Genomic DNA, 22,231 nt, shown 5'->3' with positions numbered 1-22,231 from the left:
AGTTTTACGCAATTTTTATATACATAATAAAAATATTACTGAAAATGAAAAACTTCATTTTCAGTAATATTTTTTTAATTATCTATATTTTTACTTGGCTCTGTTTTAAATGAATGTTAATTTTCATATATTCTTTTGCTTAAACTTAAAATTTCTTTGCAAGTTCAGTAGCTTTTTCTATTCCTTCTTCAACTTTTCCTTGAACATCTACACCCATAATATCTAAACCTTCTACAGCTATAGTTTCAACTTCTTTTATTCCAAAGAATCCTAGGATAGTTCTTAAATATCTATCTCCCATTTCATATGGTGAATTATCATAAATTCCTCCACTAGATACTATATGCACTGCTTTTTTATCGTTTAAAAGGCCTACTGGACCTTCAGCAGTATATTTAAATGTTATTCCAGAAACACTTACATAATCAATATAAGCCTTTAGTATTGCTGGAAAACTTAAATTCCACATAGGTGCTGCAAATATATATTTATCTGCCTCTGCAAATTGATATGCATATTTTAATATAGGATTATTCTTACTCTCTTCATTCTTAGGTCCAAATATTTTTCCTAAGTCATCTGGTCTTAAGAAATCTATATTTTCTTTATATAGATCTAATGTTATTATTTCATCTTCAGGATTATTTTTCTTATACTCCTCTACGAAACTATCAGATACTTTAAAAGTTCTTGATTCTCCTTCATTTTTTATATTTGCTTTAATGTATAATACTTTACTCATAATATTTACTCCTTCTAATTTATATATAAATTTTTAAAAATTTTCTGTTCCAAATTTATTATTTCTAAAGTCTTCATATGCATCACATATTTCACCTAATGTATTCATAACAAATGGTCCATGAGAAACAACAGGTTCATTTATTGGTTCTCCACTTAATACAAGAAATAAAGATTCCTCTGTTAAAGACTCAACTGAAATATCTCCATCTATATTATTAAATATGATAAAATCTCTTTCTTTGCATACTTTTTCTTCGTTTATTTTAACTTCACCTTTTAATATAAGTATTGCTGTATTAAAATTTCCTGGTTCATGTAATATAGTATTACCAAAATTCTTTAGATTTACATTATAAAGATTAATATTAGTAAAAGTACTAGCTGGTCCTTTTACTCCATTAACTTCTCCAGCAATTATGCTTATTTCACCTTTATTATCATCAAGTTTAACAACTCCCATTTCTTCTTTTAATAAAGGCTGATACTTAGGTGCTATCATTTTTTTATCTTTAGGAAGGTTAACCCAAAGTTGAACCATATGAAGAATACCACCATTTTTACTAAACTCAGTTTCATGATATTCTTTATGCATAATGCCTGACGCTGCAGTCATCCATTGAACGTCTCCAGGTCCTATAACTCCATGATTTCCTTTATTATCATGATGTTCAACCTTACCATCATAAGCAATTGTTACTGTTTCAAACCCACGATGAGGATGTGCACCTACACCTAATCTAGTTTCTGATGGTGCAAAATAATGTGGTGCATTATAATCTAATAATAAGAATGGAGATAAACGTTCCATATCTTCTATTCCTGCTGGTATATACTGAGATACTCTAAATCCATCTCCAACCATATGAGGTTCTGGTCCTTTAAATATATTTTCTATAGTTCTAAAGTTTTTCATTTGCTTCAACTCCTTTTATCTCAAATTATATTTATCACTAATTAGTGATAAATATCTAAAAATTTTTATTTTTAATTTAATTACTTATATATTTTTAAATTTCTTCAATATATTTTTTAAAGTTATTTTTTCTTCATCAGTTAAAACTTCAAAAATATTTTTAATGTTGTTTATGTGATTAGGTAAAATATCTTCTATTACCTTTCTTCCCTCATCTGTTAATGATATTATACAAGATCTCTTATCTTCTGGATCTGCATTTTTTTTAATCAACCCATCCTTTTCTAGATTTTTTATAACTACTGTTATATTTCCTGATGTTGTTAATATCTTTTCCATTATTTCAAATATTCTTAAGTCGCCTTTATTATATAGAGCCTCTAAAACTCCAAATTGAGCTATTGTCAATCCACTTTCTTTAATTGTCTGAAATTCTTTTTTATGAATTTTATGTTCAGCTCTTGTAAAGACAACCAAAGTTGATAATGTTAATTCATTTTCTTTAATTAAAGCTTTTATCTTATCCATATATAAAACTTATCACTAATTAGTGATATTGTCAACAAATAAGTTTATAATTAATTTAATAAAAAAAATTTATATCCACTTATTTATTAATAAACTACTAAGCAATGTAAAAAACTAATAGTTTTAAAGAGTTTTTTTATTTCAATTCATAATATTCATTTCTTCTTTTCCTAGCTAAATTTTTTTATAAGTATTTTTATAAAATGAGTTAAAAACACACAATTATCTCCATGGTACATAGCTATTTTCCTAAATTATTTTACTACCTAATTCTTAATCTCTTTAATTAAACAATAAAATCTAATAAACCACTTTACAAGATGTCATTAAGAGTATGCTTACCCATTTCTTCTAAAAATGATTTTAATGACACTGAGATAATTCCTTTTAGCTTACACCCATTATTCATTAAAGGACATAACTTAGGATCATTCATACATTCAACTAAATTTAAATTTTCTTCTGTTAATCTTACAACTTCTCCTAAATTTATTTCTTCTGGTTCAAGACCTAATTTTAATCCTCCACTTCTTCCCTTTGTAGAAATTATATATTCATTTCTAGATAGTTTATTTACTACCTTTTTAAGTGATGCTCTGAAATATCAAGTTCTTTTGCTAAATCACTCACTATAACCATATCTTCTCTATTTTTTCCTAAGTATATAAGTGTTCTAAAAGCATAATCTGTAAATTTTGATAATTGCATAAAACTCCACTCCCAACTTTTATTTAAATAATTATATCAAAAAAACAATATTTTTTAAATTTAATATGCATTTTACTTGCACATTTTATTTTGAAATGGTATATTCAATCTATTAAAGATAATAATTATTAATTAATAAGATTTATGAGGTAGAAATATGTTAGATCAAAAAACAATAGATATAGTAAAAAGTACCGTACCAGCATTAAAGGAACATGGAGTAGAAATAACAACAACTTTTTATAAGAATATGTTTGAAAATAATCCTGAAGTTAAACCATTATTTAATATGGATAGACAAGCTTCTGGTGAACAACCTAAAGCGCTAGCCATGACTATTTTAGCAGCAGCTCAAAACATAGATAATTTAGAAATTTTATTACCTGCTGTTAAAAAAATTGGAGAAAAGCATTGTGATCGTCAAATAAAAGAAGAACACTATCCAATAGTAGGTTCTAATTTATTAATAGCTATAAAAGAAGTTTTAGGTGATGCTGCAACTGATGAAGTTTTAGAAGCATGGGGAAATACTTATGGTGTTATCGCTAAAATATTTATAGATGTTGAAAAAGAAATATATGAATCAAGAAAATAAAATTTAAAGCTCAATACATAATTAGACTATTTTTAATACAATTACTCATATAAAAAAGCTATATCAAATCACTTAAGGATTTGATATAGCTTTTTATTATAGTCCACAGTCTATTTCAACTTCATTTTCAAAGTTATATTCTTCATTTCCAAATACACCATTTAAGAAGTCTGGCATAAAGTATTTTTTACTTAATTTTTTCATTTCATCTTTATCAATTATGCTGTGCTTAACTACTATTTCTTTAGCAGCTTTTATATTATTATTCATAGAAACTTGAATAGCTACTGCTTCTGCTGAGTCTAGCTTTCCATTTCCATGATATAAAAATTCTCTTAAACTTATTAAAGAGTCTCTAAATTCTTCATTTAATTTTTCTATAGTTTCAATATCTGATTGAGAAATTTCTTCATCACAAGTAGTAGCTTTAGGTGTAGCATATAATTTATTATCAACTAAGAAATAAACTTCCTCTTCACTTGAAATTTCAATAATATTCCCTAATTCACTTAATTCATAAGCTTTAATTTCATCTATACTTCCTAATTTAAACTCATTTTTAAACTCTTCTTCAGTCATTTTCTTTATTTTTAATTCTTTCATGTATATCGCTCCTTTTAAATATGGTAAAATAACAATTCAGTATTATTTTTAAAATAATAAATTTATTATATCATCATTAATATTAAATAAGTAACTTTATATAATAATAATCCACAACCTCTTATTTTTTAATTCCAAGAAGTTGTGGATTATTACTTATTTTAATATAAATTAAAAACTCTAAGAATTTGCCCCAATATTAATTATGATATCATTACATAATTAACTGTATAAAATTTTCTTTCAAAAATATATCTATTTAGGCTCTAATATTCTTGCAGAATCATTTGTTATTTTAGTTAGAAGATTATATTCTTCTTCTCCTAATATTTCTTTATAACGATTATGTAACTTTAATCTATATTTTTGTATATCCTCTTGAATTTTTTCTCCCTCTTCAGTTAAATATATATGGGACAACTTACCTTCTGCTCTTCTTTCTACTAAACCTTTTATAACTAATTTATCTATAAGTCTAGTTATTGTAGATGGTTTTAAATGTAGCTCTTCGCATAATTCTTTTTGTGTTATTCCTGGTTTAAACTTTACGCCAAGAAGTATATATACATATGTCGGAGACATCCCTAATGTTTTCAATTCGTCTTCAGCTATTTTAGCTGCTATTTTTTTTAATCTAGTTGCAGTAAAAAATAAACAACCGCAAAAATTTTGTTCAAGCATTATATCCTCCATTCTAAACTCTTAAATCTTGTCCATATACTATATTAAAGATAAATTTTAAAATTTGCAACAAAATCCAATCCATCATTTCCCATTGAGGTATTTTTTATTATATCGTTTTTTTATTATTAATATAGTTAAATAATTATCTTAACAATAAATACAAAAAAGTTGATTCCTATAAAAGATAGAAATCAACTTTCTTTAAAACAAACTATATTTATTATCTATTTCTATTTAATAAGTAATTGTTCTTTTGCATGAACAAGAGTAGTAAGTAAATCATTGTATGGTGTATTTATGTTGAATTCTTTACCTTTTCTAGATACATATCCATTTATATAATCAATTTCTGTAAGACGATGATTTTGAATTAGGTCTTGATGCATTGATGGATAGTGAGCTCCTGCCTGACTTGGATCATATATTGCCTCTATTCCTCTTGCAACTTCTTCAACGTTTAATTCTACTCCATATTTAGTAGCAACATCTGCGAACTCTTTTATAATGTTACGAATAAGTTGTGGTGCTTCTTTTAGTTCTCCAAATTCTTTGATGTTACAATCTAGAATTGTACAACCACTATTTAAAGTTCCATTTACACAAGCTTTACGCCATATTGAGAATACTACATTTTCACTATAGTGAGCTTTTAATCCAGCTTTACTTAATACTTCACAAACTTCTTTTGCTCCAGCTTCCATACTAGGATCAATATTTTGAACCTCTAAACTTCCATCTCCAGTTAAAACAACATGTCCTGGACCTGCTAATCCAGCTGTCCATAAAGTTACTCCCATAAGGATATTTTTGTTATCAACATATTTTGCAACTGTTTCATTATGTCCTAATCCATTTAATAAACATAATACTTTAGTATTTTCTCCTAAAATATTTTTAATAGACTCTAACATTGGTTCTAATCCCATTGACTTAGTGAATAGGATGATTAAATCTGGAACTTCTGTAGCATTTTCAGGTAACATTGCTGGTATTTTTACCTTCTTAATTTCTCCATTTTCTTCAACTGTTAATCCATCTCTATTAATAGTATCTACATGATCTTTCCAACCATCTATTAAAAAAACTTCATTTCCAGCTTCATGTAACATATATCCATAACGTGAGCCCATAGCTCCTGCTCCAACAATTGCAATTTTCATTTAAATCAACTCTCCTCTTTTATCCGAAATTTAAATTAAATATTAAATTTTTAATTAAATGTATTTAAAAATATTTTCATCATATAAGTGTAGCACTTTTCTACAGAACCATTCAATAACAAAGGCTCCTACGAAAGGTATTACAAAGAATGACATTACTACTCCAAAAATAGCGCCTGTAGTTGATGCATTTATAGCCGCTAGTGGACCAACTAAACCAACTATACCAAATCCTGCACTATTAGGTGTACCTAATATATTGAACAGATATGCACCTATTCCACTTAAGATACCATTTGCTACTATTGGAACTGCTATTATTGGATATTTTACTAGGTTTGGCATCATCATTTTCATAGCTCCTAATAATACTGATAATGTAACTCCACTTTGATTTACTCTCATTGATCCAATAACTAAAACTGCTGTACAAGCAGTAACTCCTATAGCAGCTGCTCCAGCTCCTAATCCTGTGATTCCTATTGCAATACCTATTGCTACAGTTGAAATTGGTGAAATAATTAAAATTGAGAATGAAATACTAATTAAAATACACATTAATAATGGCTGTAAAGTTGTAAAGTTATTCATTAAATCTCCAATTAATATAGTAATTTGTCTTACATAAGGTAACATAAACATTCCGATAATACCAACGCCAGCTCCTGCTATAATTGGTAAAAGTAATACTGTTAAAGATCCTAGCTTGTTTCCAATTAATCTAATAACTAATGCAGCTATACATGAAACTAACATTACGTTTATTAGATCTCCAATACCAACCATCTGTACGCCAGCTTCAGTAACTTTAAAAGCTCCTGATCCTAAAAATGCTGCCGCTCCAACTATAACTGATTGCATAGGATTAAATTCAAATTGTAAACCGACTAAAACACCTACAAGTACAGGTACTATAAACTGCATTATGTTTACAGCATTATAAAAAGTAGCAAATATAGGTGAAACATCTATTAAGCTTTTAAATATTGATCCTAAAATTGCATTTGGAATTAAACCAACAACTATTCCAGTTGCAGTTCCTGCCAAAACTTTGTTTAAATAATCTTTTGGTGTTAACTTGTCTTTTTTTGAAATATTCTTCTGTGCCATATCTCTCTTCTTCCTATTATAAAATTTTTTGTTAGTTAAAATCCATAACGATACAAAATATATTAAATATTATTGCTCTAAAAAAAATTATTATTCTATATCTTTGTTTATTTTTTATCATTTTGAATTTTATCGTTTTTTATTGTATGAAGTTGTCTTTTTAATAAATTACTAGTAACTTCCCTAAAGTTAATTGTTTTCATTGCGAAATCATTATGATTTCTCCCCTTATTTGTATGTACAACTAACTTTCCGCTATCAATATATCACAATATAAATATAAATTGCAATACATTTAAGACATAAAAGTTAAAAATATAACAAATAATTGTACTAAATTAACAATTTAGAAACATTTGCAGAATTTTATACAGTAATACAGCTTGTATATTAAATTAAAAATAAAAAAATAAGAATTAAAAAGATATGATTTTTGTTCTCTATCTCTTTAATTCCTATATTAAATAATTATTTTTCCCAATATGATGGTCTACTTAATTGAACAGGTAATTTTGTATTATTATCCCCAATTGATGTATTTATTTGAGATTGAGTAAGAAATATAGATTTTCTTAAATCAGCTCCTTTTAAATTTGCATCTCTCATATCTGCAGCCAAGAAGTTCACTCCACTTAAATCATTTCCAGTGAAATCTGCAGCTATTAATAAAGCTCCTCTTAAATCTATTCCTCTTAGATTCGTTTTACTAAGTTTCTTACCTATAAAATCTCTATTTTTCTTTTTATTTAAAGTATTATATTTTTTCATAACTAAATCACTAGTTTTTCTTAATACCATATTAACCTTATCTCTATGCGCTTCTATATCTAGATTTAATAACCCCTTTGGATCTAATTCTGTTAATTTTTCAGTTTTTTCAATCATGCTTCTAATCTCACCTTTTATTTGAGATGTAACATCAAGAATATATGCTTCATTAAGGTACCAAAGCATTTCATAAAGCTGTCTCATAACTAGAAAAACATCAAACATCTCATTAGCTAAATTTGATGATTCTACCCAACTTTTCCCATCATATGTTTCTTGTGCTACTTTTTGTCCAGCACCAAAACAATCATAAGAGGTACACCCCTTAAGACCTTTTTTTCTAAGGTTTTTATGAACTTTGCAAGTAAAATTATCTTTTAAGTTAATACATGGCTTTCCAGCTATCTTATCTGTCGGAAATCCATCACACTTTGAAAAATAAAGTGCAACACAACAAAATCCAAAACATTTTTCACAATCTATATTAAACTTTTTAAAAAGTTTATCATTGTTATCAGACATAACAACTCCTCCATTTACTATTAAAATATTATAACTTTTAAATCATATATAAGTATTAATTATAGAACTTTTTTTATTATACTATACTTTGTAATTATCTTACTAACTTAAACAAGCTAAAAAGTAGCTAATAAGACTTATCATCTTATTAGCTACTATTTTTTCTAACTTACAATCCTTAAAACTATTTTGAAACTCTATATTATCTTATTCAAAACTCTTTTTTACAAACTCATGAAGTCTTAAAGTTTTAAATCCAAGCTTTTCATATAAGTATTTTGCTGGATTTCCTTCTACAGCCCATAAGGTCACACTATCATTATTTCTTTCTAATATTTTATTGATACCAAAGCTAACTAATTCTTTTCCATATCCATTTCCCTGATGCATTACATCTACCGCTACTGCATCTATCTCATTCCCACTCAAAGTTATTGAACCTAAAACTTTTCCTCTATCCTTGAGTAAAAAGATATTTTCTTTATTTTCATAAGTTTTCTTTCTTTGCTTCTTTATTTCTAATTTTTCTTCCTTAGTTTTTTCCTTTTTTTCTTCACTTAAGTTATTGTTTTTCTCTTCTATTCCAACTAAGATTCTCATATTGTAAAAAGCTTCACTATATATCTTGCTATTTATTTCATAATATTTATCTTCATAATGAATAATTTCATAAGTATTAACAGGCAATTTTTCTCCACTATAAACCATATAATTAGAATAAAACCCTAGTCTATAACTATTTTTATATATAAACTTTTCTATTTTTTCATCTACTTTAAAATCACATATAACACTTAAAACACCCTCATTAATCATCTTCTTTTCTAAAACCTCAAGAAGATTTTTGCCTAGTCCTTTCCCCCTATTTGTTGGATCCACATATAATGTAAAACTTGTCTCTTTAGCAATTCCAGTAAAAACTCCTACTGCTAAAATCTTTTTATTCCCTTCAATAATAACTCCACATTGAGGCCATTCCTCTAAGCAATCTAGTACATCTTTTTTTACAAAGTCATCTTCCCAATTCATATTAAGAACATTTTCTTTTAAATCTCTATTATAGTCTTTTATTTTCATACTACGTTCCTCTCTTCTCTCCCTTTTTAAAAAGCACTTATTTTTTCAAGTTTCATTTTTCTCAATTCTCTCTATAAGTCAGTTTATCAACTCACTTTAGCTTTATAAACCTAATACTTTTTTATGAAAAGAACTTAAGTTATCAACAATTTCTTACTATGATATTAAAATCAAACAAATTACTTTACCTGTCGTAGTAATTATGCTATCATATAATTACTACGACAGACAAAGTAATTATAAGGAGGTTTGTTTATGATAAGTAGCGATATTATTCGCGGATATAATGATACTATTATTTTGAGTATCCTCTTAGATGGTCCATCTTATGGCTATGAGATTTCCAAAAAAGTTAGAACCATTACAAATGATGTTTATATAATAAAAGAAACCACATTATATTCTGCTTTTAATAGGCTCGAAAAAAATAATTTTATTACTTCTTTTCCAGGTAACGAAACCTTCGGTAAAAAGAGAACCTATTATAAAATTACTGAGGACGGAATTAACTATTATAAAGAAAAATGTTCAGAATGGAGTATCACAAAAGATGTGATAAATAAATTTATAAAGGAGCTGAAATAATGGAAACCATTAGAAATTATGTCTTTAATATTTTTTCTTCATTTCCTAAAAGCAATAAATTAGATAAGCTTAAAGAAGATATTTTAGATACTATGGAAGATAAATATAACGAACTAAAAAAACAAGGAAAAAGTGAAAATGAATCCATTGGAATTGTTATATCTGAGTTTGGTAATATTGATGAATTAATTAGTGAACTAGATATTGAAGTAAATAATGAAAATAGCGAATTCCCAACTTTAAATACAGAGAATGTAAAAGAATTCTTAAATATAAAAAAGAAAACAACTCTTTTCATTAGCATAGGAGTTGCCTTATGTATGGTTGGCATTTCTTTGCTTATATCGGTATATCAGCTTATTGAAGATAAGGTAATTTTACCAAATGTTCCTTTAAGAGTTACTGAAATAGTACCATTAATTCCTTTATTTATATTATTGGTACCTGCAATTGGTCTGTTTATCTATTCAGGATTTCAAAGAGAAAAATATAAATATGTAGAAAAAGGAGAATTTGATATAACACTTGATGCTAAGTATTACCTAGAAAATTCTTTATCATTATTTAAACCAAAATTTACATTAGGCTGCATAATAGGTGTTTCTTTATGTGTAATCTCACCATTAATACTATTTATAGGATCAGCTATAAGTGAAAGCACTGCTGTATATTGTACTTCATTAATAATACTAATAGTTGCAATAGCAGTTTTCATATTCACACACATAGGAACCCACAAAAGTGACTTACAGGCTTTATTAAAAATAGGTGACTTTTCTCCTAAAAAGCGTGAAGAAAATAAAGTTGTAGCTGCCGTCGCTTCAGTAGTCTGGCCACTAACTGTATGCATTTACTTAGTAACAAGCTTTGTATTCGGAAATTGGCAAATCTCATGGGTTATATTCCCTGTTGTAGGCATACTTTTTGGAGCATTTTCTGCTGTCTGCTCTATAATTAAAGGTGATTCTAATAAGATTTCTTAGTTATATTAAATAAAAAAACTTATAAATAATACGAAGAGAATGATTAAAGTACTAGCTATAAATACTTAGTTAAATACAAAATTCTCTGAATATATTTATAAGTTTTTTTAAAATATAATCTCTTTATTTAATTTATAAATCTACTTATTGGATACTTATAGCAAATAATGATATAATATATTTATAAACTTAAAAATTTAAGAAAGGCGAAGGTAGTTTCAACAATGGAAATATAATCTATTTTTCAAATTTTAATTACAACAAAAAGCAGTTATTTTTAGCTTTAAAAATGATTTATTTTAAGCTTTTTTTGTTGTGTTTAACTTTATGGAGAGTAGATTATAGTGAGATAGGTATATTTTTGTCTTTTTTATGACTATATGTACTCTCCTGTAATTTATAGGAGGGATTTTTTTATGTCTTTAGCAAGGTTAAATAAAGTAAAAAAATATTATGGCGACAGATTAATTCTAGATATAGATAAACTAGAAATTTTAGATGGTGATAGGATTGGATTAGTTGGAGTTAATGGTGCAGGTAAAACCACACTTATTAAATCTTTACTTGGATTACTCCCTATTGATGAAGGGAATATATTTCTAACTAAAAGCTTTGCTTATATAAGTCAAAGTGAAAATTCTAATGAAGAAACTTTAAATAATAACTTTAAAAATGTCTTTAATGCTCCTTTTGAATACCATGAGTTTTTATCTGGTGGAGAAAAGGTCAAATTTAAGATAGCACAAGCGCTAAGTGAAAATAAACATTTAATTATTGCTGATGAACCAACAGCAAACTTAGATGAACACAGTATTGAAACTCTTGAAAATATGCTGAAAAACTATAATGGTGCACTACTTTTAGTATCTCATGATAGAAGATTTCTAGATTCATTATGTAACACTATTATTGAAATCGAAGATGGAAAAATCAAAGCTTATAAAGGAAATTATTCTAAGTACTTAGAATTAAAATCTTTAGAAAGACAAAGAGCTGAAACTGAGTACACTTCTTATATAAATGAAAAAAAACATCTTGATGATGCTATACTTAATAAACAAAACTTAAAAGATGGTCTTAGAAAAACCCCTAAAAGAATGGGTAATTCTGAAGCTAGACTACACAAAATGGGACCTCAAAGAGCAAAGAAAAATCTAGATAATAATATAAAAGCCTTAAGAAGTAGAATTGATCAACTTGAGGCTAAAGAGAAACCTAAAACCATAAAAGAGATTAAAATTAGAGTTCAAGATAATTTGAAAATAGCTTCTAAAAATCTTATAGAAGCTAAAGATTTTACATTATTTGTAGGTAATAAACTACTACTTAAAGATTCTAAATTTAAGATAAAAAATGGTAAGAAAGTAGCTCTTATTGGTAATAATGGTTGTGGTAAAAGTACCTTACTTAAAAATATTATTTCAAGAGAAAGCAATATAAAAGTCTTAGAAAATGTTGTTATAGGCTACTTTGATCAATCTCAACAAATATTAAAAGATGATGAATCAATACTAAAAAATATCCTTGAAGACTGCTCTTATGATGAAAGCTTTGTGAGAATAAACTTAGATGGTTTTGGTTTTAAAGGAGATACTGTCTTTAAGAAAGTTTCCTCCTTAAGTGGTGGTGAAAAGGTAAAAATAGCACTTTGTAAAATATTATTATCTGATAATAATCTAATCATTTTAGATGAACCAACAAACTATCTTGATATCAAATCTATGGAATCACTAGAAACAGCACTAATGAGCTGTAATAAAACATTGATCATAGTTTCTCATGATAGAAAATTCATCTCTAATGTATGTGATCATATTTTAGAAATAAAAGATAATGTTGTTCATGAATTTTCTGGTACCTATGATGAATATATAAACTTTAAGAATAAACCTAAGTTAGATTTAAAAGAAAGAGAAAATAAAGATAATATTCTTTTACTAGAAACTAGACTTTCTAATGTAATCTCTTTACTTTCAGTAGAAACTGATAGCACTAAAAAAAGTTTATTAGAAAATGAATACTCCGATTTACTTAAAGAATTAAAGAATTTTAAAAGATAAATTAGGTTAGGTCTGGAAAACTATTCAAAATAACCTTTCACTTAGAACAGAATTACTAACTTAAATATATAAAAATACCCTTAACAGAATTAAATTGTTAAGGGTATTTTTTATGTTTTTATAATAAATCGAATAATTTTTTACCATGTGTTTTTAATCACATTCAGTTATTTTATTATGTTTTAAACTAAAGTTGTAGATTTTCAGAAGATAAATTTAATAGGGAGGATGCTTATGAATACAGAAGTTAAGTTAAAAAATGATATTTACTCAGTAGGTGTTATAGATGATAGACCTGTTCCATTTCACAGATTAATATTAGAAAAAGGAACTACATATAATAGTTATTTATTAAATACTAAAAAACCAACAATTATTGATACAGTAGATTTAATATATACAAAAGATTTTTTAAATAATTTGAAAGAAATTATTGATTTAAAAGATATAAGTTACATAGTAATTAACCATACTGAACCTGATCATTCAGGTGCATTAGGTGGACTAGCTAGACAAGCTACTAATGCTAAAATAGTTTGTAGTGAAAAGGCTGTCTATCACCTAAAAGAATTATATAAATTACATGATAGAGAATTCATAGTAGTAAATGATGGATATACCCTTGATATAGGCGGAAAGACATTATTATTTAAAATGACTCCATATCTACACACAGAAGAGACAATGATTACATACTGTATAGAAGACAAAATTTTATTCCCTTGTGATATTTTTAGTACTCATCTTACTGCAAAAGAACATTTCTCAAGTAAGGCAAAAGAAGATATTACTGATGACTTTATAACTTACTATAAGCTTATAATGGCACCACATAGAAAATATGTTAGACCAATGATTGATATAGTAAAAAATTTAGATATAGAAATGATTGCTCCATCTCATGGTTATATACTAGATGAAGATATTCAAAAGTATATTGATATATATGATAAATATAGTAAGGAAACAAAAAAAGGTAAAAAAGCTACTATAGTTTATACTACAATGAGAAATGCAACAAAAAGAATAGCCGAAAAATTCAAAGCTGAATTAGAAAATGAAGATATTGAAGTTGCTATTTTTAATGCAGATAAAACTAATAAAGAAGATATATTAAACTCAATAAAAGAATCAGATGCCATATTATTTGGTACTTCAACTAAATATGGAGATTTAATAGGTTCTATTGAAGATATATTAAAAGAATTACCTAAATTAGATTTAAGTAACAAAATTTTAGGTGCCTTCGGTTCATTTGGCTGGAGTGGTGAACCTATAGAGATAATACAAGATTATTTAAATTCTACAAACGGTAATGTTTTAAATACTTCATCAATAATAAAATCTACTGGTATGATTGATGTTCATTTCCCAGTAAGAATTAGATTCTCATTAAATGAGGAATCAGAAAAAGAAGTTGTAAGAGCTGCTGATTATATCAGTTCAATAATATAATAATTACATTTTAGGAGGAATTAATTATGCAAAAATTTATATGTGATGTATGTGGATATATTTATGATCCTGCAGTAGGAGATCCTGATAATGGTGTAACCCCTGGAACTGCATTTAATGATATTCCAGACGATTGGGTATGTCCTCTTTGTGGAGTAGATAAATCACAATTTTCTGAAACTGAATAGTATTATATTATTAAAGAGACTAATAAATCTCTAGGGTTTATTAGTCTCTTTACTTTATTCGGCTAAACTTAATAAAGCTTCTTTATCTTTAACTATAATAGCCTTATTTCCTTGCAGATTTATTATTCCTGTTTTATCAAATTTTGATAGTTTTCTACTAACAGTTTCTCTAGTTATACCACAATAATTTGCCATTTGCTCTCTATTGAGTGGCAACTTTACATACACTCCTTCTTCAACTTCACAGCCATACTTATACATAAATTCTATTAATACATTAGCTATTCTTACTTCCACATCCTTAGTAGCTAAATTCTGTGCCAAATTTTCTGCTAAGTTTATTCTATTAGCCATTTCCTGTATTATTTTTATTGATATTTCTGGGTTTTCTAAAAGTATTTTATCCAAGCTTTTTTTATTTAATATGCACATTTTACCTGAAGTTATTGCGTAAGCCGAAAAATTACTAATATTACCATCAACAAAAAGATTATTTTCTCCAAAGAAATCCCCTTTAGATAATATATAAACAATCTGTTCTTTTCCTTCTTTAGTAATTTTGCATATTTTTACTTCTCCTTCTCTAATTAAGAAAAGCTTATCTGATATTTCACCTTCTCTACACAAAACATCATCCTCATCAAAAGCTTTATGTTCTGTCATATGAACTATTTTAAATAACTCTTCATCAGATAAGGATGAAAAAATAGCTATATTCCTAGCACAAGGTCCTTTATCAACTGCACAATTACAAATTCTAATCACGACTATATACTCTCCTTTTATCTTTTGGTATTCTATATTAATTTTAACAAATGATACAAATTATTTACAATACATATTTAATTAAATTACTATAAGTTTATATAAATTCATAAAAAAAGTAGCTAGCTAAAAAACTAACTACTTTACTTTTAATATTTTATCAAATTCTAAAATATAATAAATTATTTATCTATTGAAATCTTAAAAATAATTGTTAAAACTCTTCTTCCCCAAAAAATTCAAAGTTAATATTCTCCTCACTAACCCCTAAATTCTTTAAACTAGTATTTATACTCTTCATAAATAAAGTTGGTCCACAAAAGAAAAATTCTCCATTTAAAGGTAAGTTATTTTTAATCCACTCTTCTGTTATGAAACCTTCTTCATCATAATCTTTACCCTTAATATCACTTTTTAATGGATCACTAAAAAACTTGATTTCTTTAAAGTTTTTTATTTTCTTAATTTCTTGTACATCTGAATTTAAAGCCAAGTTTTCTGAATTTAAGACAGCTTCAACAAAATAAACCTCTCTATTTTGATATCTAGCTCCATACAGCATTGATAAAATAGGAGTTATTCCTATCCCTCCTGATAGTAGAACTAAAGGCTTATCACTATCTTCTGTTAATGTAAACTTCCCAAATGGAGGCATTGCTAATATTGTATCTCCCACCTTAATAGATTCATGAAAATATCCACTTACTTTTCCATTAGGTACTTTTTTTATTGTTAATCTATAATAATCCTTTTTTGGATCACCTGATAAGCTATATCTTCTCATTTCTTTTTTTATAACTTCATCATCTGTTTCTATTTTAAGTGGTAAAAATTGACCACATTTGTATTCTTTTAATGTTTCTTTATCAGTGGCTCTTAAATAAAATGATTTTATATCTTTTGCCGCTTCTTCTATTTTAAATATCTCTAATTGTCTAAATCCATTCCAAACATTTTCCATATTATCACCTCATCTACTTTATCCTGAGTTTCTAAGTCATTTTATAAAATAAGCAACAATATATGATTTAATTGAATATTTGATATAAATCCATATACTGTTACTTACAATTAAATTCATAATTTTAACTTCATATTTTTTATTGTATTCTAAGCTTAATAGATAAGTAAGAACTAAATTACTTTAAATTTGTACATCGAAATTCTTAATTTATAGGTTTTATACATTTTTCAGGGTTTAATAAAAATAGAAACTAAAATTATAAACTTATTAAGCTTTAAATATTATACATATTAAGCTATTAATTTGTGCCCATATACTAATAATATGTAATATGAACTTCTTAGTTTCTTACTTCTCTATTACAAGGTTATTATATCCAGAATAATTAATTTGAAATATGATTGGTGTCACATTAAATAAATTATATTTATTAGATATTAAATCTTCTATTTAAAACATAATTTATTTAATAATTAAACATACTAAAATAATATGATTACTATAAAATTTAAGGAGGTCTTAATTATGGAAAAATATATTTGTGATGTTTGTGGATATATTTATGATCCTGCTGTAGGAGATCCTGATCACGGTGTAGCACCTGGTACTGCATTTAAAGATATTCCAGATGATTGGGTATGTCCACTTTGTAAATTAGATAAAACTCATTTTTCTAAAGTTGAATAATATTAAGAGCTATATCAAATCTCAAAACTTATAAATACTCTAATTCTATTTAAAAAGTTTTGAATCATTTGATATAGCTCTTTTACTTTACTCAGCTAAGCTTAATAAGGCTTCTTTATCTTTAATAATAAGCCCCTTATTACCTTTTAATTTTATTATTCCCATCTTATCAAATTTAGAAAGCCTTCTACTTACTGTTTCTCTTGTTATACCACAATAATTTGCTATTTGTTCTCTATTAAGTGGCAATTTTATGTATATCCCTTCTTCTTTTTTCTGACCGTATTTATCCATAAATTCTATTAATACTGTTGCTAGCCTTGCTTCAACATCCTTAGTTGCTAAAGTCTGTGCTAAATTCTCAGCTGAATTTATTCTATTAGCCATTTCTTGTATTATTTTTAATGATATCTCTGGATTTTTTAGAAGTATTTTTTCTAAATTTTCCTTTTTTAAAATACATAACTTTGCATCTGTTATTGCATAAGCTGAAAAATTACTAATGTTATCACTTGTAAAAAGATTATTTTCTCCAAAGAAATCTCCTTTAGATAATATATAAACTATCTGCTCTTTTCCTTCTTTAGTAATTTTACATATCTTTACCCTTCCTTCTCTAATTAGGAAAAGTTTATCTGATTTTTCTCCCTCTCTACATAAAACATCATTTTCTTTAAAGCTTTTATGCTCAGTCATATTGACTATTTTTAATAACTCTTCATGAGATAGTGTTGAAAAAATAGCTATATTCTTAGCACAAGGTTCTTTACATGAGCCACAATTACATGATTTCTCCATACTCTTACCCGCTCCTTATTATTCTTTAACTTATTCTATATCTTTAATATACCTCTAATCAAATAATAGTATCATATCATTCCATTTTGCTCCACCATGTGAAGAATCTGAAACTCCATGATTCTTAAATCCAAACTTCTCATAATAGTGTACTAAATGGTCTTTACAAGTAAGCACCATTCCCTTTTTCCCACGCTCTTTGGATAATTCTATAAGACGATTTAATAGTTTTTCTGCAACGCCATTCTTTCTGAATTCTAGTAGTACATCAAGTCCAAATACAGTTTGGTAATCTCCATTTGGATTATGTAATTTAGTATCATGATACAGTTCATCTGGTAATTCAGGTTTATCTGTAGTGCATCCATTAATAAAACCAATTACCTTTCCATCTTTAACTGCAACAATAAAATTTTCTTTAAAAGCATCAAATCTTTTACGAATATCCTTTTCCTTTGCAGCTTCTGCTACTGGGAAACATTCACCTTCAATAACTATGATTTCTTCTAAGTCTGCTCTATTAGCCTCTCTAATTTCCATAATCATTCTCCTTTTCAGTTTTTACATAACTATATATACATTATAAGAAAATATATTAGAAATTAACAATTTTAATATATAACAAATACCAGGTTGAAAGTAAATATTATACTTTCAACCTGGTATTATTATAAACTAACTTAACTTTATACATGTTTATACACAATACTAATATCTTGGGAATAATATATTATTTTCTTTATGAATGTGTATAAATAAATCTTTTTCTAAGTCATGTAGATTATCATATAATAATTTGAAACTTACACATCCCCACTCTGGAACTTTATAATCATCAGTTACTTCTGCTAATTCTTTTAATATATCACCAGCAGCCTCATGCTCACTAACAATCATTCTTATATCTTCTTCTATTTCTTTCTTTTCTTTTTTATCATTTGTTTGATCATATTTCATCATTAATGGGAATAAAATCTCTTCTTCTTTAAGTAAATGTTCTTCTAATTCACATTTTAATTGTCCAAAAAGTTTATGAACTTTCATTAAAAGCTCTGGTCCATGTGAAAAGTGAACTCTGAATACTTTAACCATTAATGGATCTATCTCTTTTAATAATCTAAAAGTAGTTGCATGATGAGTTTCAACTATATGTTTTATTAACGCTTCTGAAGATTCTTCTCTCCAATCTACATATTGAGAATTTTCAAATTTAAATTCTTTAAACTCTTTATTTAATTCTTCAACAAATTTATCAGTATCAATACCTTTTTTCTTAAGAGCTGATTCTAAGCTCTCACTTCCACCACAGCAATAGTCTAATTCCATATCATTAAATTTTTTAACAACTGCTGGGTAAACAGTAACAACCTCTCCTAAACTAAAGTCTTTTCTAATTAATTTTTCCATAGTACTTTCCTCCTAATTCTTCATTAACATCTTTTTATCTTAAACCTATTTTTCTATACATTCTTTTGGAGTAAATGGACAATATCCTATCTCATCACATTTTTCTCTCATACTCTTCCAAAGATTTTCATCCTTTATAGCTTCTAAAGCTGTTGGATATAAAATATAATTTTCTTTAAATATATGATCCTTAAGTTCAAAGCAAATTTCTTTAGATAAAGATTGCATATTATCTTTAAAGTCTTCAAAATCAAGATATTCAACTACTTTTATTAATTCTTTTAATCTTCTCTTTTTCTCTCTTAATTGATCATGTTCTAATCTCATTATTCTTGTTGGTCCAGTAATTTCTCTTTTTTCTAACTCTGGGAATAACACATCCTCTTCTCTCTTATGATGAAGTTCTGCATCTAAAATACCTTGTACTATTTCTAAAGCCTTTGAGAAATCTTCACTTTCTTTACTGTACTTGTCCATCTTTACTATTTTATTAGTAACTACTTCAAGCTCTTCTAATAAACCTAATATCTTTGTATGCTCTTCAACTAAAGTATCTAAGACATGGCCCCTTGATATATTACTTTTTAACTTTTCAAGTTCATCTTTAAGTATTTCCATATGTATATCACATAAATGTCTTAATTCACTAGGTTCCATTCCATCATCTATTAAGTTTTGCTCTGCAATTGATAGTTCTAATGGATCTATTGCCTTTACAATATCTAATCCTTCTTCTTTTAATTCTGGAGTTATTCCATCTTTGTTTATTCTTCTTAAGAAATCTGTTAACATATTGATTCTTTCAGAATCAATAACCTTTGTTTGTCCATTTTTTAATAATATTTTTTTATTTTCCATATATAAATTTCAATAGCACATTAATTTATGCTAATTACTTCCTCCTATAAAATAAAATTTCCTCGTTACTTATTGGCTTATTGCCTCTCTCTTATGATGCTATTATAATTTCAAAGTACTAATTTGAAATATGACTGGGGTCACATTAGAAAAATTATATAAAAAAACATGTAGAATATTTAATCTACATGCTTTTTTTATTGAATATTATTTATTAATTTAATTACATATTAGAAATTCTAACAACTCTATCTTCACCTGATTTCATATTTTTTATCTTAATACTATTATCTCTCTCCTCTTCGTCACCAATTAAGATTACATTTTCTACTCCTAATTTATTGGCATACTTCATTTTTTTCTTTAAAGAATCCTCTTCAAAATAAATCCATACATTATATTTTTTTTCTTGCAGGTAATTCATAACTTTCAAACTATACTCTATAGTCTCTCCTATAGGTATTATTAAGTAATCTTTATCACTCTCAAAGCTATAATCATCTATAAAACCAATTTCTTTTAAAACAAAAAACAATCTTGTTATTCCTATTGAAATACCCACTCCTGGCAATATATTCTCAGTGTAATTCTCTGCTAGATTATCATATCTCCCTCCTGAACAAATAGATCCATAAGTTTCATTTCCTAATAGCAATGTTTCAAAAACCGTTCCAGTATAATAATCTAACCCTCTTATTATTCTTAAATTTATATCAAACTCACTTTCAGTTACACCTAATAAGTTTAAAGTTGATATAACTATTTTTAATTCTTCTACTCCATCAGTAAAATATTTATTTTTAATATTAAGCCCATCTAACTTATTAAATATATCCTGGCTATTTCCTTTTGTGCTTAATATATTACTTAAATAATTACTTTTTTCTTTGCCAATAAGATCATTTAGTTCTAACTGAAAATTTTCCTCTCCTATTTTGTCAAACTTATCAATTAATATCATTACTTCATTTAAATTTTCAATTTCAAGTTCATTTAATACTCCTTTTAATATTTTTCTATTACTTATTTGAAATTTATAGTCTTTTAATCCAATCTCTTTAAAAGCTTTAAAGGCTAGACTAATAACCCACGCATCATTTCTTAAACTTAAGCTTTCCTTTCCAATAACATCAACATCACATTGGTAAAATTCTCTATATCTTCCCCTTTGATTCCTCTCTCCCCTATAAACCTTACCTATTTGGTATCTTCTAAATGGGAAAGCTAATTCATTATAGTATTGAGCAACATATCTAGCAAAAGGAACTGTTAAATCAAATCTTAATGCTAAGTTATTCTTTCCTTTTTGAAAACTATATACTTGTTTTTCTGTTTCTCCTCCACTTTTAGCAAGTAATACATCTGCCTTTTCTATTATTGGTGTATCTATAGGTAGACATCCATTTTTCTCATAAACATTTGTGATTTTATTTACTATATCATTAAATATTTCTTGTTCTCTTGGTAATAACTCCATAAATCCTGGTAATATACTTGGTTTAATTATATTCTTCTTCATCTTTATCACTCCATTCAAAATCTTATTAATAAAAGTCTACATTTAAAATTTATTTTCAACTAAAACTTACTTTTATTTTTAACTCTATTTTAAGTGAGTGTTGATTTCTAGCTATACCTAAAAATCAATACTAGTTCAAAACAGAGCCTTATCTTTAAATCAATACTGATTTAAAACTGTACATCAATAAGTAATTTACTTAACTAATAATAAAATAAAAAGCCATGTAGGCAAAATATCCTACATGGCTTAATAAATTATGATTACACTTAATTTATCATTACCAGAGTAAGATACAAGCCTACTTGAAATAGACTTGTATCCCATCCGGACCAAGTCTCTAGTAATGATGATGTATTTTATTTTCTTTAATCATATTAAGTGTTCTCATAATTATCCTCCTAAAATTTATTAGTATTATTATATGCTATACTTTAGCATAATTCAATTATTAAATATATTAATGCTATCAAATTTTTATTATAAGTTATATAAAATTTGTATTACCACTTGCTCTTTTAGCTGCACTTATTATAACTATATCTCTACC

General features: G+C 26.4%; 25 protein-coding genes. 7 read left to right on the top strand and 18 right to left on the bottom strand.

The genetic code is table 11. The features are described 5' to 3' along the window. Positions 1-145 precede the first annotated feature (145 nt). From AC2A4K_RS04995 to AC2A4K_RS04975, 5 genes are all read right to left on the bottom strand, one after another. Entirely contained in the window at positions 146-742 is a 597-nt protein-coding gene (locus tag AC2A4K_RS04995) for an FMN-dependent NADH-azoreductase (protein ID WP_322504066.1), read from the bottom strand. 33 nt (positions 743-775) lie between these two features. Continuing rightward, the gene (locus AC2A4K_RS04990) at positions 776-1,657 is read right to left on the bottom strand and encodes a pirin family protein (RefSeq protein ID WP_322504067.1); all 882 of its coding nucleotides are present in this window, start codon (positions 1,655-1,657) and stop codon (positions 776-778) included. Positions 1,658-1,741: 84 nt separating this feature from the next. Further along, a complete protein-coding gene (locus tag AC2A4K_RS04985) occupies positions 1,742-2,185 on the bottom strand; it encodes a MarR family winged helix-turn-helix transcriptional regulator (RefSeq protein WP_322504068.1) in 444 nt (147 codons plus the stop codon). Between the two features lie 313 nt (positions 2,186-2,498). Then, the gene (locus AC2A4K_RS04980; protein ID WP_488458852.1) at positions 2,499-2,732 is read right to left on the bottom strand and encodes an RrF2 family transcriptional regulator; all 234 of its coding nucleotides are present in this window, start codon (positions 2,730-2,732) and stop codon (positions 2,499-2,501) included. A gap of 29 nt (positions 2,733-2,761) precedes the next feature. Next, entirely contained in the window at positions 2,762-2,893 is a 132-nt protein-coding gene (locus AC2A4K_RS04975; RefSeq protein WP_322504069.1) for a hypothetical protein, read from the bottom strand. A gap of 157 nt (positions 2,894-3,050) precedes the next feature. Here AC2A4K_RS04975 and AC2A4K_RS04970 point away from each other — a divergent pair, with 157 nt between their 5' ends. Then, on the top strand, positions 3,051-3,488 hold the full coding sequence (locus tag AC2A4K_RS04970; protein WP_322504070.1) for a globin domain-containing protein: 438 nt from the start codon (positions 3,051-3,053) through the stop codon (positions 3,486-3,488). Between the two features lie 96 nt (positions 3,489-3,584). On the opposite strand, the gene AC2A4K_RS04965 is transcribed toward AC2A4K_RS04970, so the two are convergent. From AC2A4K_RS04965 to AC2A4K_RS04940, 6 genes are all read right to left on the bottom strand, one after another. Then, positions 3,585-4,091 (bottom strand): hypothetical protein, encoded by a 507-nt coding sequence (locus AC2A4K_RS04965; RefSeq protein ID WP_322504071.1) that lies wholly within the window; start codon positions 4,089-4,091, stop codon positions 3,585-3,587. 255 nt (positions 4,092-4,346) lie between these two features. After that, positions 4,347-4,772, bottom strand: a complete 426-nt coding sequence (locus AC2A4K_RS04960) for a MarR family winged helix-turn-helix transcriptional regulator (protein ID WP_322504072.1) — start codon at positions 4,770-4,772, stop codon at positions 4,347-4,349. A gap of 233 nt (positions 4,773-5,005) precedes the next feature. Continuing rightward, positions 5,006-5,935, bottom strand: coding sequence for a 2-dehydropantoate 2-reductase (locus AC2A4K_RS04955; protein ID WP_322504073.1), 930 nt, complete (start codon positions 5,933-5,935; stop codon positions 5,006-5,008). A gap of 54 nt (positions 5,936-5,989) precedes the next feature. Next, positions 5,990-7,045 carry a PTS sugar transporter subunit IIC gene (locus tag AC2A4K_RS04950; RefSeq protein WP_322504074.1) on the bottom strand — a complete coding sequence of 352 codons (1,056 nt, stop codon included), beginning with the start codon at positions 7,043-7,045 and terminating at the stop codon, positions 5,990-5,992. A gap of 468 nt (positions 7,046-7,513) precedes the next feature. Beyond that, positions 7,514-8,335: a pentapeptide repeat-containing protein gene (locus AC2A4K_RS04945; RefSeq protein WP_322504075.1), complete on the bottom strand. Its 822-nt coding sequence runs from the start codon at positions 8,333-8,335 to the stop codon at positions 7,514-7,516. 207 nt (positions 8,336-8,542) lie between these two features. Further along, entirely contained in the window at positions 8,543-9,412 is an 870-nt protein-coding gene (locus AC2A4K_RS04940; RefSeq protein WP_322504076.1) for a GNAT family N-acetyltransferase, read from the bottom strand. Positions 9,413-9,667: 255 nt separating this feature from the next. Between AC2A4K_RS04940 and AC2A4K_RS04935 the strand changes: the two genes are divergently transcribed. The 5 genes from AC2A4K_RS04935 (at position 9,668) to rd (AC2A4K_RS04915) (ending at position 14,683) form a co-directional block, all read left to right on the top strand. Next, positions 9,668-9,997, top strand: a complete 330-nt coding sequence (locus AC2A4K_RS04935) for a PadR family transcriptional regulator (protein ID WP_322504077.1) — start codon at positions 9,668-9,670, stop codon at positions 9,995-9,997. Beyond that, positions 9,997-10,980 (top strand): permease prefix domain 1-containing protein, encoded by a 984-nt coding sequence (locus tag AC2A4K_RS04930; RefSeq protein ID WP_322504078.1) that lies wholly within the window; start codon positions 9,997-9,999, stop codon positions 10,978-10,980. Before AC2A4K_RS04935 ends, AC2A4K_RS04930 begins: the two co-directional genes overlap by 1 nt. 416 nt (positions 10,981-11,396) lie before the next feature. Continuing rightward, positions 11,397-13,040 carry an ABC-F type ribosomal protection protein CplR gene (cplR, locus tag AC2A4K_RS04925; protein ID WP_322504079.1) on the top strand — a complete coding sequence of 548 codons (1,644 nt, stop codon included), beginning with the start codon at positions 11,397-11,399 and terminating at the stop codon, positions 13,038-13,040. 234 nt (positions 13,041-13,274) lie between these two features. Then, a complete protein-coding gene (locus tag AC2A4K_RS04920) occupies positions 13,275-14,495 on the top strand; it encodes an FprA family A-type flavoprotein (protein ID WP_322504080.1) in 1,221 nt (406 codons plus the stop codon). 26 nt (positions 14,496-14,521) lie between these two features. Then, positions 14,522-14,683 (top strand): rubredoxin, encoded by a 162-nt coding sequence (gene rd, locus AC2A4K_RS04915; RefSeq protein WP_322504081.1) that lies wholly within the window; start codon positions 14,522-14,524, stop codon positions 14,681-14,683. A 54-nt stretch (positions 14,684-14,737) separates the two neighbouring features. Here the strand turns inward: rd (AC2A4K_RS04915) and AC2A4K_RS04910 are convergent, their stop codons facing one another. Next, a complete protein-coding gene (locus AC2A4K_RS04910) occupies positions 14,738-15,448 on the bottom strand; it encodes a Crp/Fnr family transcriptional regulator (protein WP_322504082.1) in 711 nt (236 codons plus the stop codon). A gap of 214 nt (positions 15,449-15,662) precedes the next feature. Beyond that, positions 15,663-16,409 (bottom strand): FAD-binding oxidoreductase, encoded by a 747-nt coding sequence (locus AC2A4K_RS04905; RefSeq protein WP_322504083.1) that lies wholly within the window; start codon positions 16,407-16,409, stop codon positions 15,663-15,665. 528 nt (positions 16,410-16,937) lie between these two features. Here AC2A4K_RS04905 and rd (AC2A4K_RS04900) point away from each other — a divergent pair. Continuing rightward, on the top strand, positions 16,938-17,099 hold the full coding sequence (gene rd, locus AC2A4K_RS04900) for a rubredoxin (protein ID WP_322504084.1): 162 nt from the start codon (positions 16,938-16,940) through the stop codon (positions 17,097-17,099). 87 nt (positions 17,100-17,186) lie between these two features. Here rd (AC2A4K_RS04900) and AC2A4K_RS04895 read toward each other — a convergent pair whose 3' ends face one another. From AC2A4K_RS04895 to hisS, 5 genes are all read right to left on the bottom strand, one after another. After that, the gene (locus tag AC2A4K_RS04895; RefSeq protein ID WP_322504085.1) at positions 17,187-17,897 is read right to left on the bottom strand and encodes a Crp/Fnr family transcriptional regulator; all 711 of its coding nucleotides are present in this window, start codon (positions 17,895-17,897) and stop codon (positions 17,187-17,189) included. A gap of 54 nt (positions 17,898-17,951) precedes the next feature. Further along, the gene (locus AC2A4K_RS04890; protein ID WP_322504086.1) at positions 17,952-18,437 is read right to left on the bottom strand and encodes a GNAT family N-acetyltransferase; all 486 of its coding nucleotides are present in this window, start codon (positions 18,435-18,437) and stop codon (positions 17,952-17,954) included. Positions 18,438-18,605: 168 nt separating this feature from the next. Then, on the bottom strand, positions 18,606-19,304 hold the full coding sequence (gene ric, locus AC2A4K_RS04885) for an iron-sulfur cluster repair di-iron protein (RefSeq protein ID WP_322504087.1): 699 nt from the start codon (positions 19,302-19,304) through the stop codon (positions 18,606-18,608). Positions 19,305-19,349: 45 nt separating this feature from the next. Then, positions 19,350-20,162, bottom strand: coding sequence for a DUF438 domain-containing protein (locus tag AC2A4K_RS04880; protein WP_322504088.1), 813 nt, complete (start codon positions 20,160-20,162; stop codon positions 19,350-19,352). A gap of 223 nt (positions 20,163-20,385) precedes the next feature. After that, positions 20,386-21,681, bottom strand: a complete 1,296-nt coding sequence (hisS, locus tag AC2A4K_RS04875) for a histidine--tRNA ligase (RefSeq protein WP_322504089.1) — start codon at positions 21,679-21,681, stop codon at positions 20,386-20,388. Positions 21,682-22,231 lie beyond the last annotated feature (550 nt).

The organism is Clostridium sp. LIBA-8841, assembly GCF_057782475.1.
This window is presented reverse-complemented; position numbering and strand designations above follow the sequence as displayed.

Bases quoted from the DNA above. Each gene is read 5' to 3' on its own strand.
- AC2A4K_RS04995 (WP_322504066.1), bottom strand. From the start codon at position 742: ATGAGTAAAGTATTATACATTAAAGCAAATATAAAAAATGAAGGAGAA.
- AC2A4K_RS04990 (WP_322504067.1), bottom strand. From the start codon at position 1,657: ATGAAAAACTTTAGAACTATAGAAAATATATTTAAAGGACCAGAACCT.
- AC2A4K_RS04985 (WP_322504068.1), bottom strand. From the start codon at position 2,185: ATGGATAAGATAAAAGCTTTAATTAAAGAAAATGAATTAACATTATCA.
- AC2A4K_RS04975 (WP_322504069.1), bottom strand. From the start codon at position 2,893: ATGCAATTATCAAAATTTACAGATTATGCTTTTAGAACACTTATATAC.
- AC2A4K_RS04970 (WP_322504070.1), top strand. From the start codon at position 3,051: ATGTTAGATCAAAAAACAATAGATATAGTAAAAAGTACCGTACCAGCA.
- AC2A4K_RS04965 (WP_322504071.1), bottom strand. From the start codon at position 4,091: ATGAAAGAATTAAAAATAAAGAAAATGACTGAAGAAGAGTTTAAAAAT.
- AC2A4K_RS04960 (WP_322504072.1), bottom strand. From the start codon at position 4,772: ATGCTTGAACAAAATTTTTGCGGTTGTTTATTTTTTACTGCAACTAGA.
- AC2A4K_RS04955 (WP_322504073.1), bottom strand. From the start codon at position 5,935: ATGAAAATTGCAATTGTTGGAGCAGGAGCTATGGGCTCACGTTATGGA.
- AC2A4K_RS04950 (WP_322504074.1), bottom strand. From the start codon at position 7,045: ATGGCACAGAAGAATATTTCAAAAAAAGACAAGTTAACACCAAAAGAT.
- AC2A4K_RS04945 (WP_322504075.1), bottom strand. From the start codon at position 8,335: ATGTCTGATAACAATGATAAACTTTTTAAAAAGTTTAATATAGATTGT.
- AC2A4K_RS04940 (WP_322504076.1), bottom strand. From the start codon at position 9,412: ATGAAAATAAAAGACTATAATAGAGATTTAAAAGAAAATGTTCTTAAT.
- AC2A4K_RS04935 (WP_322504077.1), top strand. From the start codon at position 9,668: ATGATAAGTAGCGATATTATTCGCGGATATAATGATACTATTATTTTG.
- AC2A4K_RS04930 (WP_322504078.1), top strand. From the start codon at position 9,997: ATGGAAACCATTAGAAATTATGTCTTTAATATTTTTTCTTCATTTCCT.
- cplR (WP_322504079.1), top strand. From the start codon at position 11,397: ATGTCTTTAGCAAGGTTAAATAAAGTAAAAAAATATTATGGCGACAGA.
- AC2A4K_RS04920 (WP_322504080.1), top strand. From the start codon at position 13,275: ATGAATACAGAAGTTAAGTTAAAAAATGATATTTACTCAGTAGGTGTT.
- rd (WP_322504081.1), top strand. From the start codon at position 14,522: ATGCAAAAATTTATATGTGATGTATGTGGATATATTTATGATCCTGCA.
- AC2A4K_RS04905 (WP_322504083.1), bottom strand. From the start codon at position 16,409: ATGGAAAATGTTTGGAATGGATTTAGACAATTAGAGATATTTAAAATA.
- rd (WP_322504084.1), top strand. From the start codon at position 16,938: ATGGAAAAATATATTTGTGATGTTTGTGGATATATTTATGATCCTGCT.
- AC2A4K_RS04895 (WP_322504085.1), bottom strand. From the start codon at position 17,897: ATGGAGAAATCATGTAATTGTGGCTCATGTAAAGAACCTTGTGCTAAG.
- AC2A4K_RS04890 (WP_322504086.1), bottom strand. From the start codon at position 18,437: ATGGAAATTAGAGAGGCTAATAGAGCAGACTTAGAAGAAATCATAGTT.
- ric (WP_322504087.1), bottom strand. From the start codon at position 19,304: ATGGAAAAATTAATTAGAAAAGACTTTAGTTTAGGAGAGGTTGTTACT.
- AC2A4K_RS04880 (WP_322504088.1), bottom strand. From the start codon at position 20,162: ATGGAAAATAAAAAAATATTATTAAAAAATGGACAAACAAAGGTTATT.
- hisS (WP_322504089.1), bottom strand. From the start codon at position 21,681: ATGAAGAAGAATATAATTAAACCAAGTATATTACCAGGATTTATGGAG.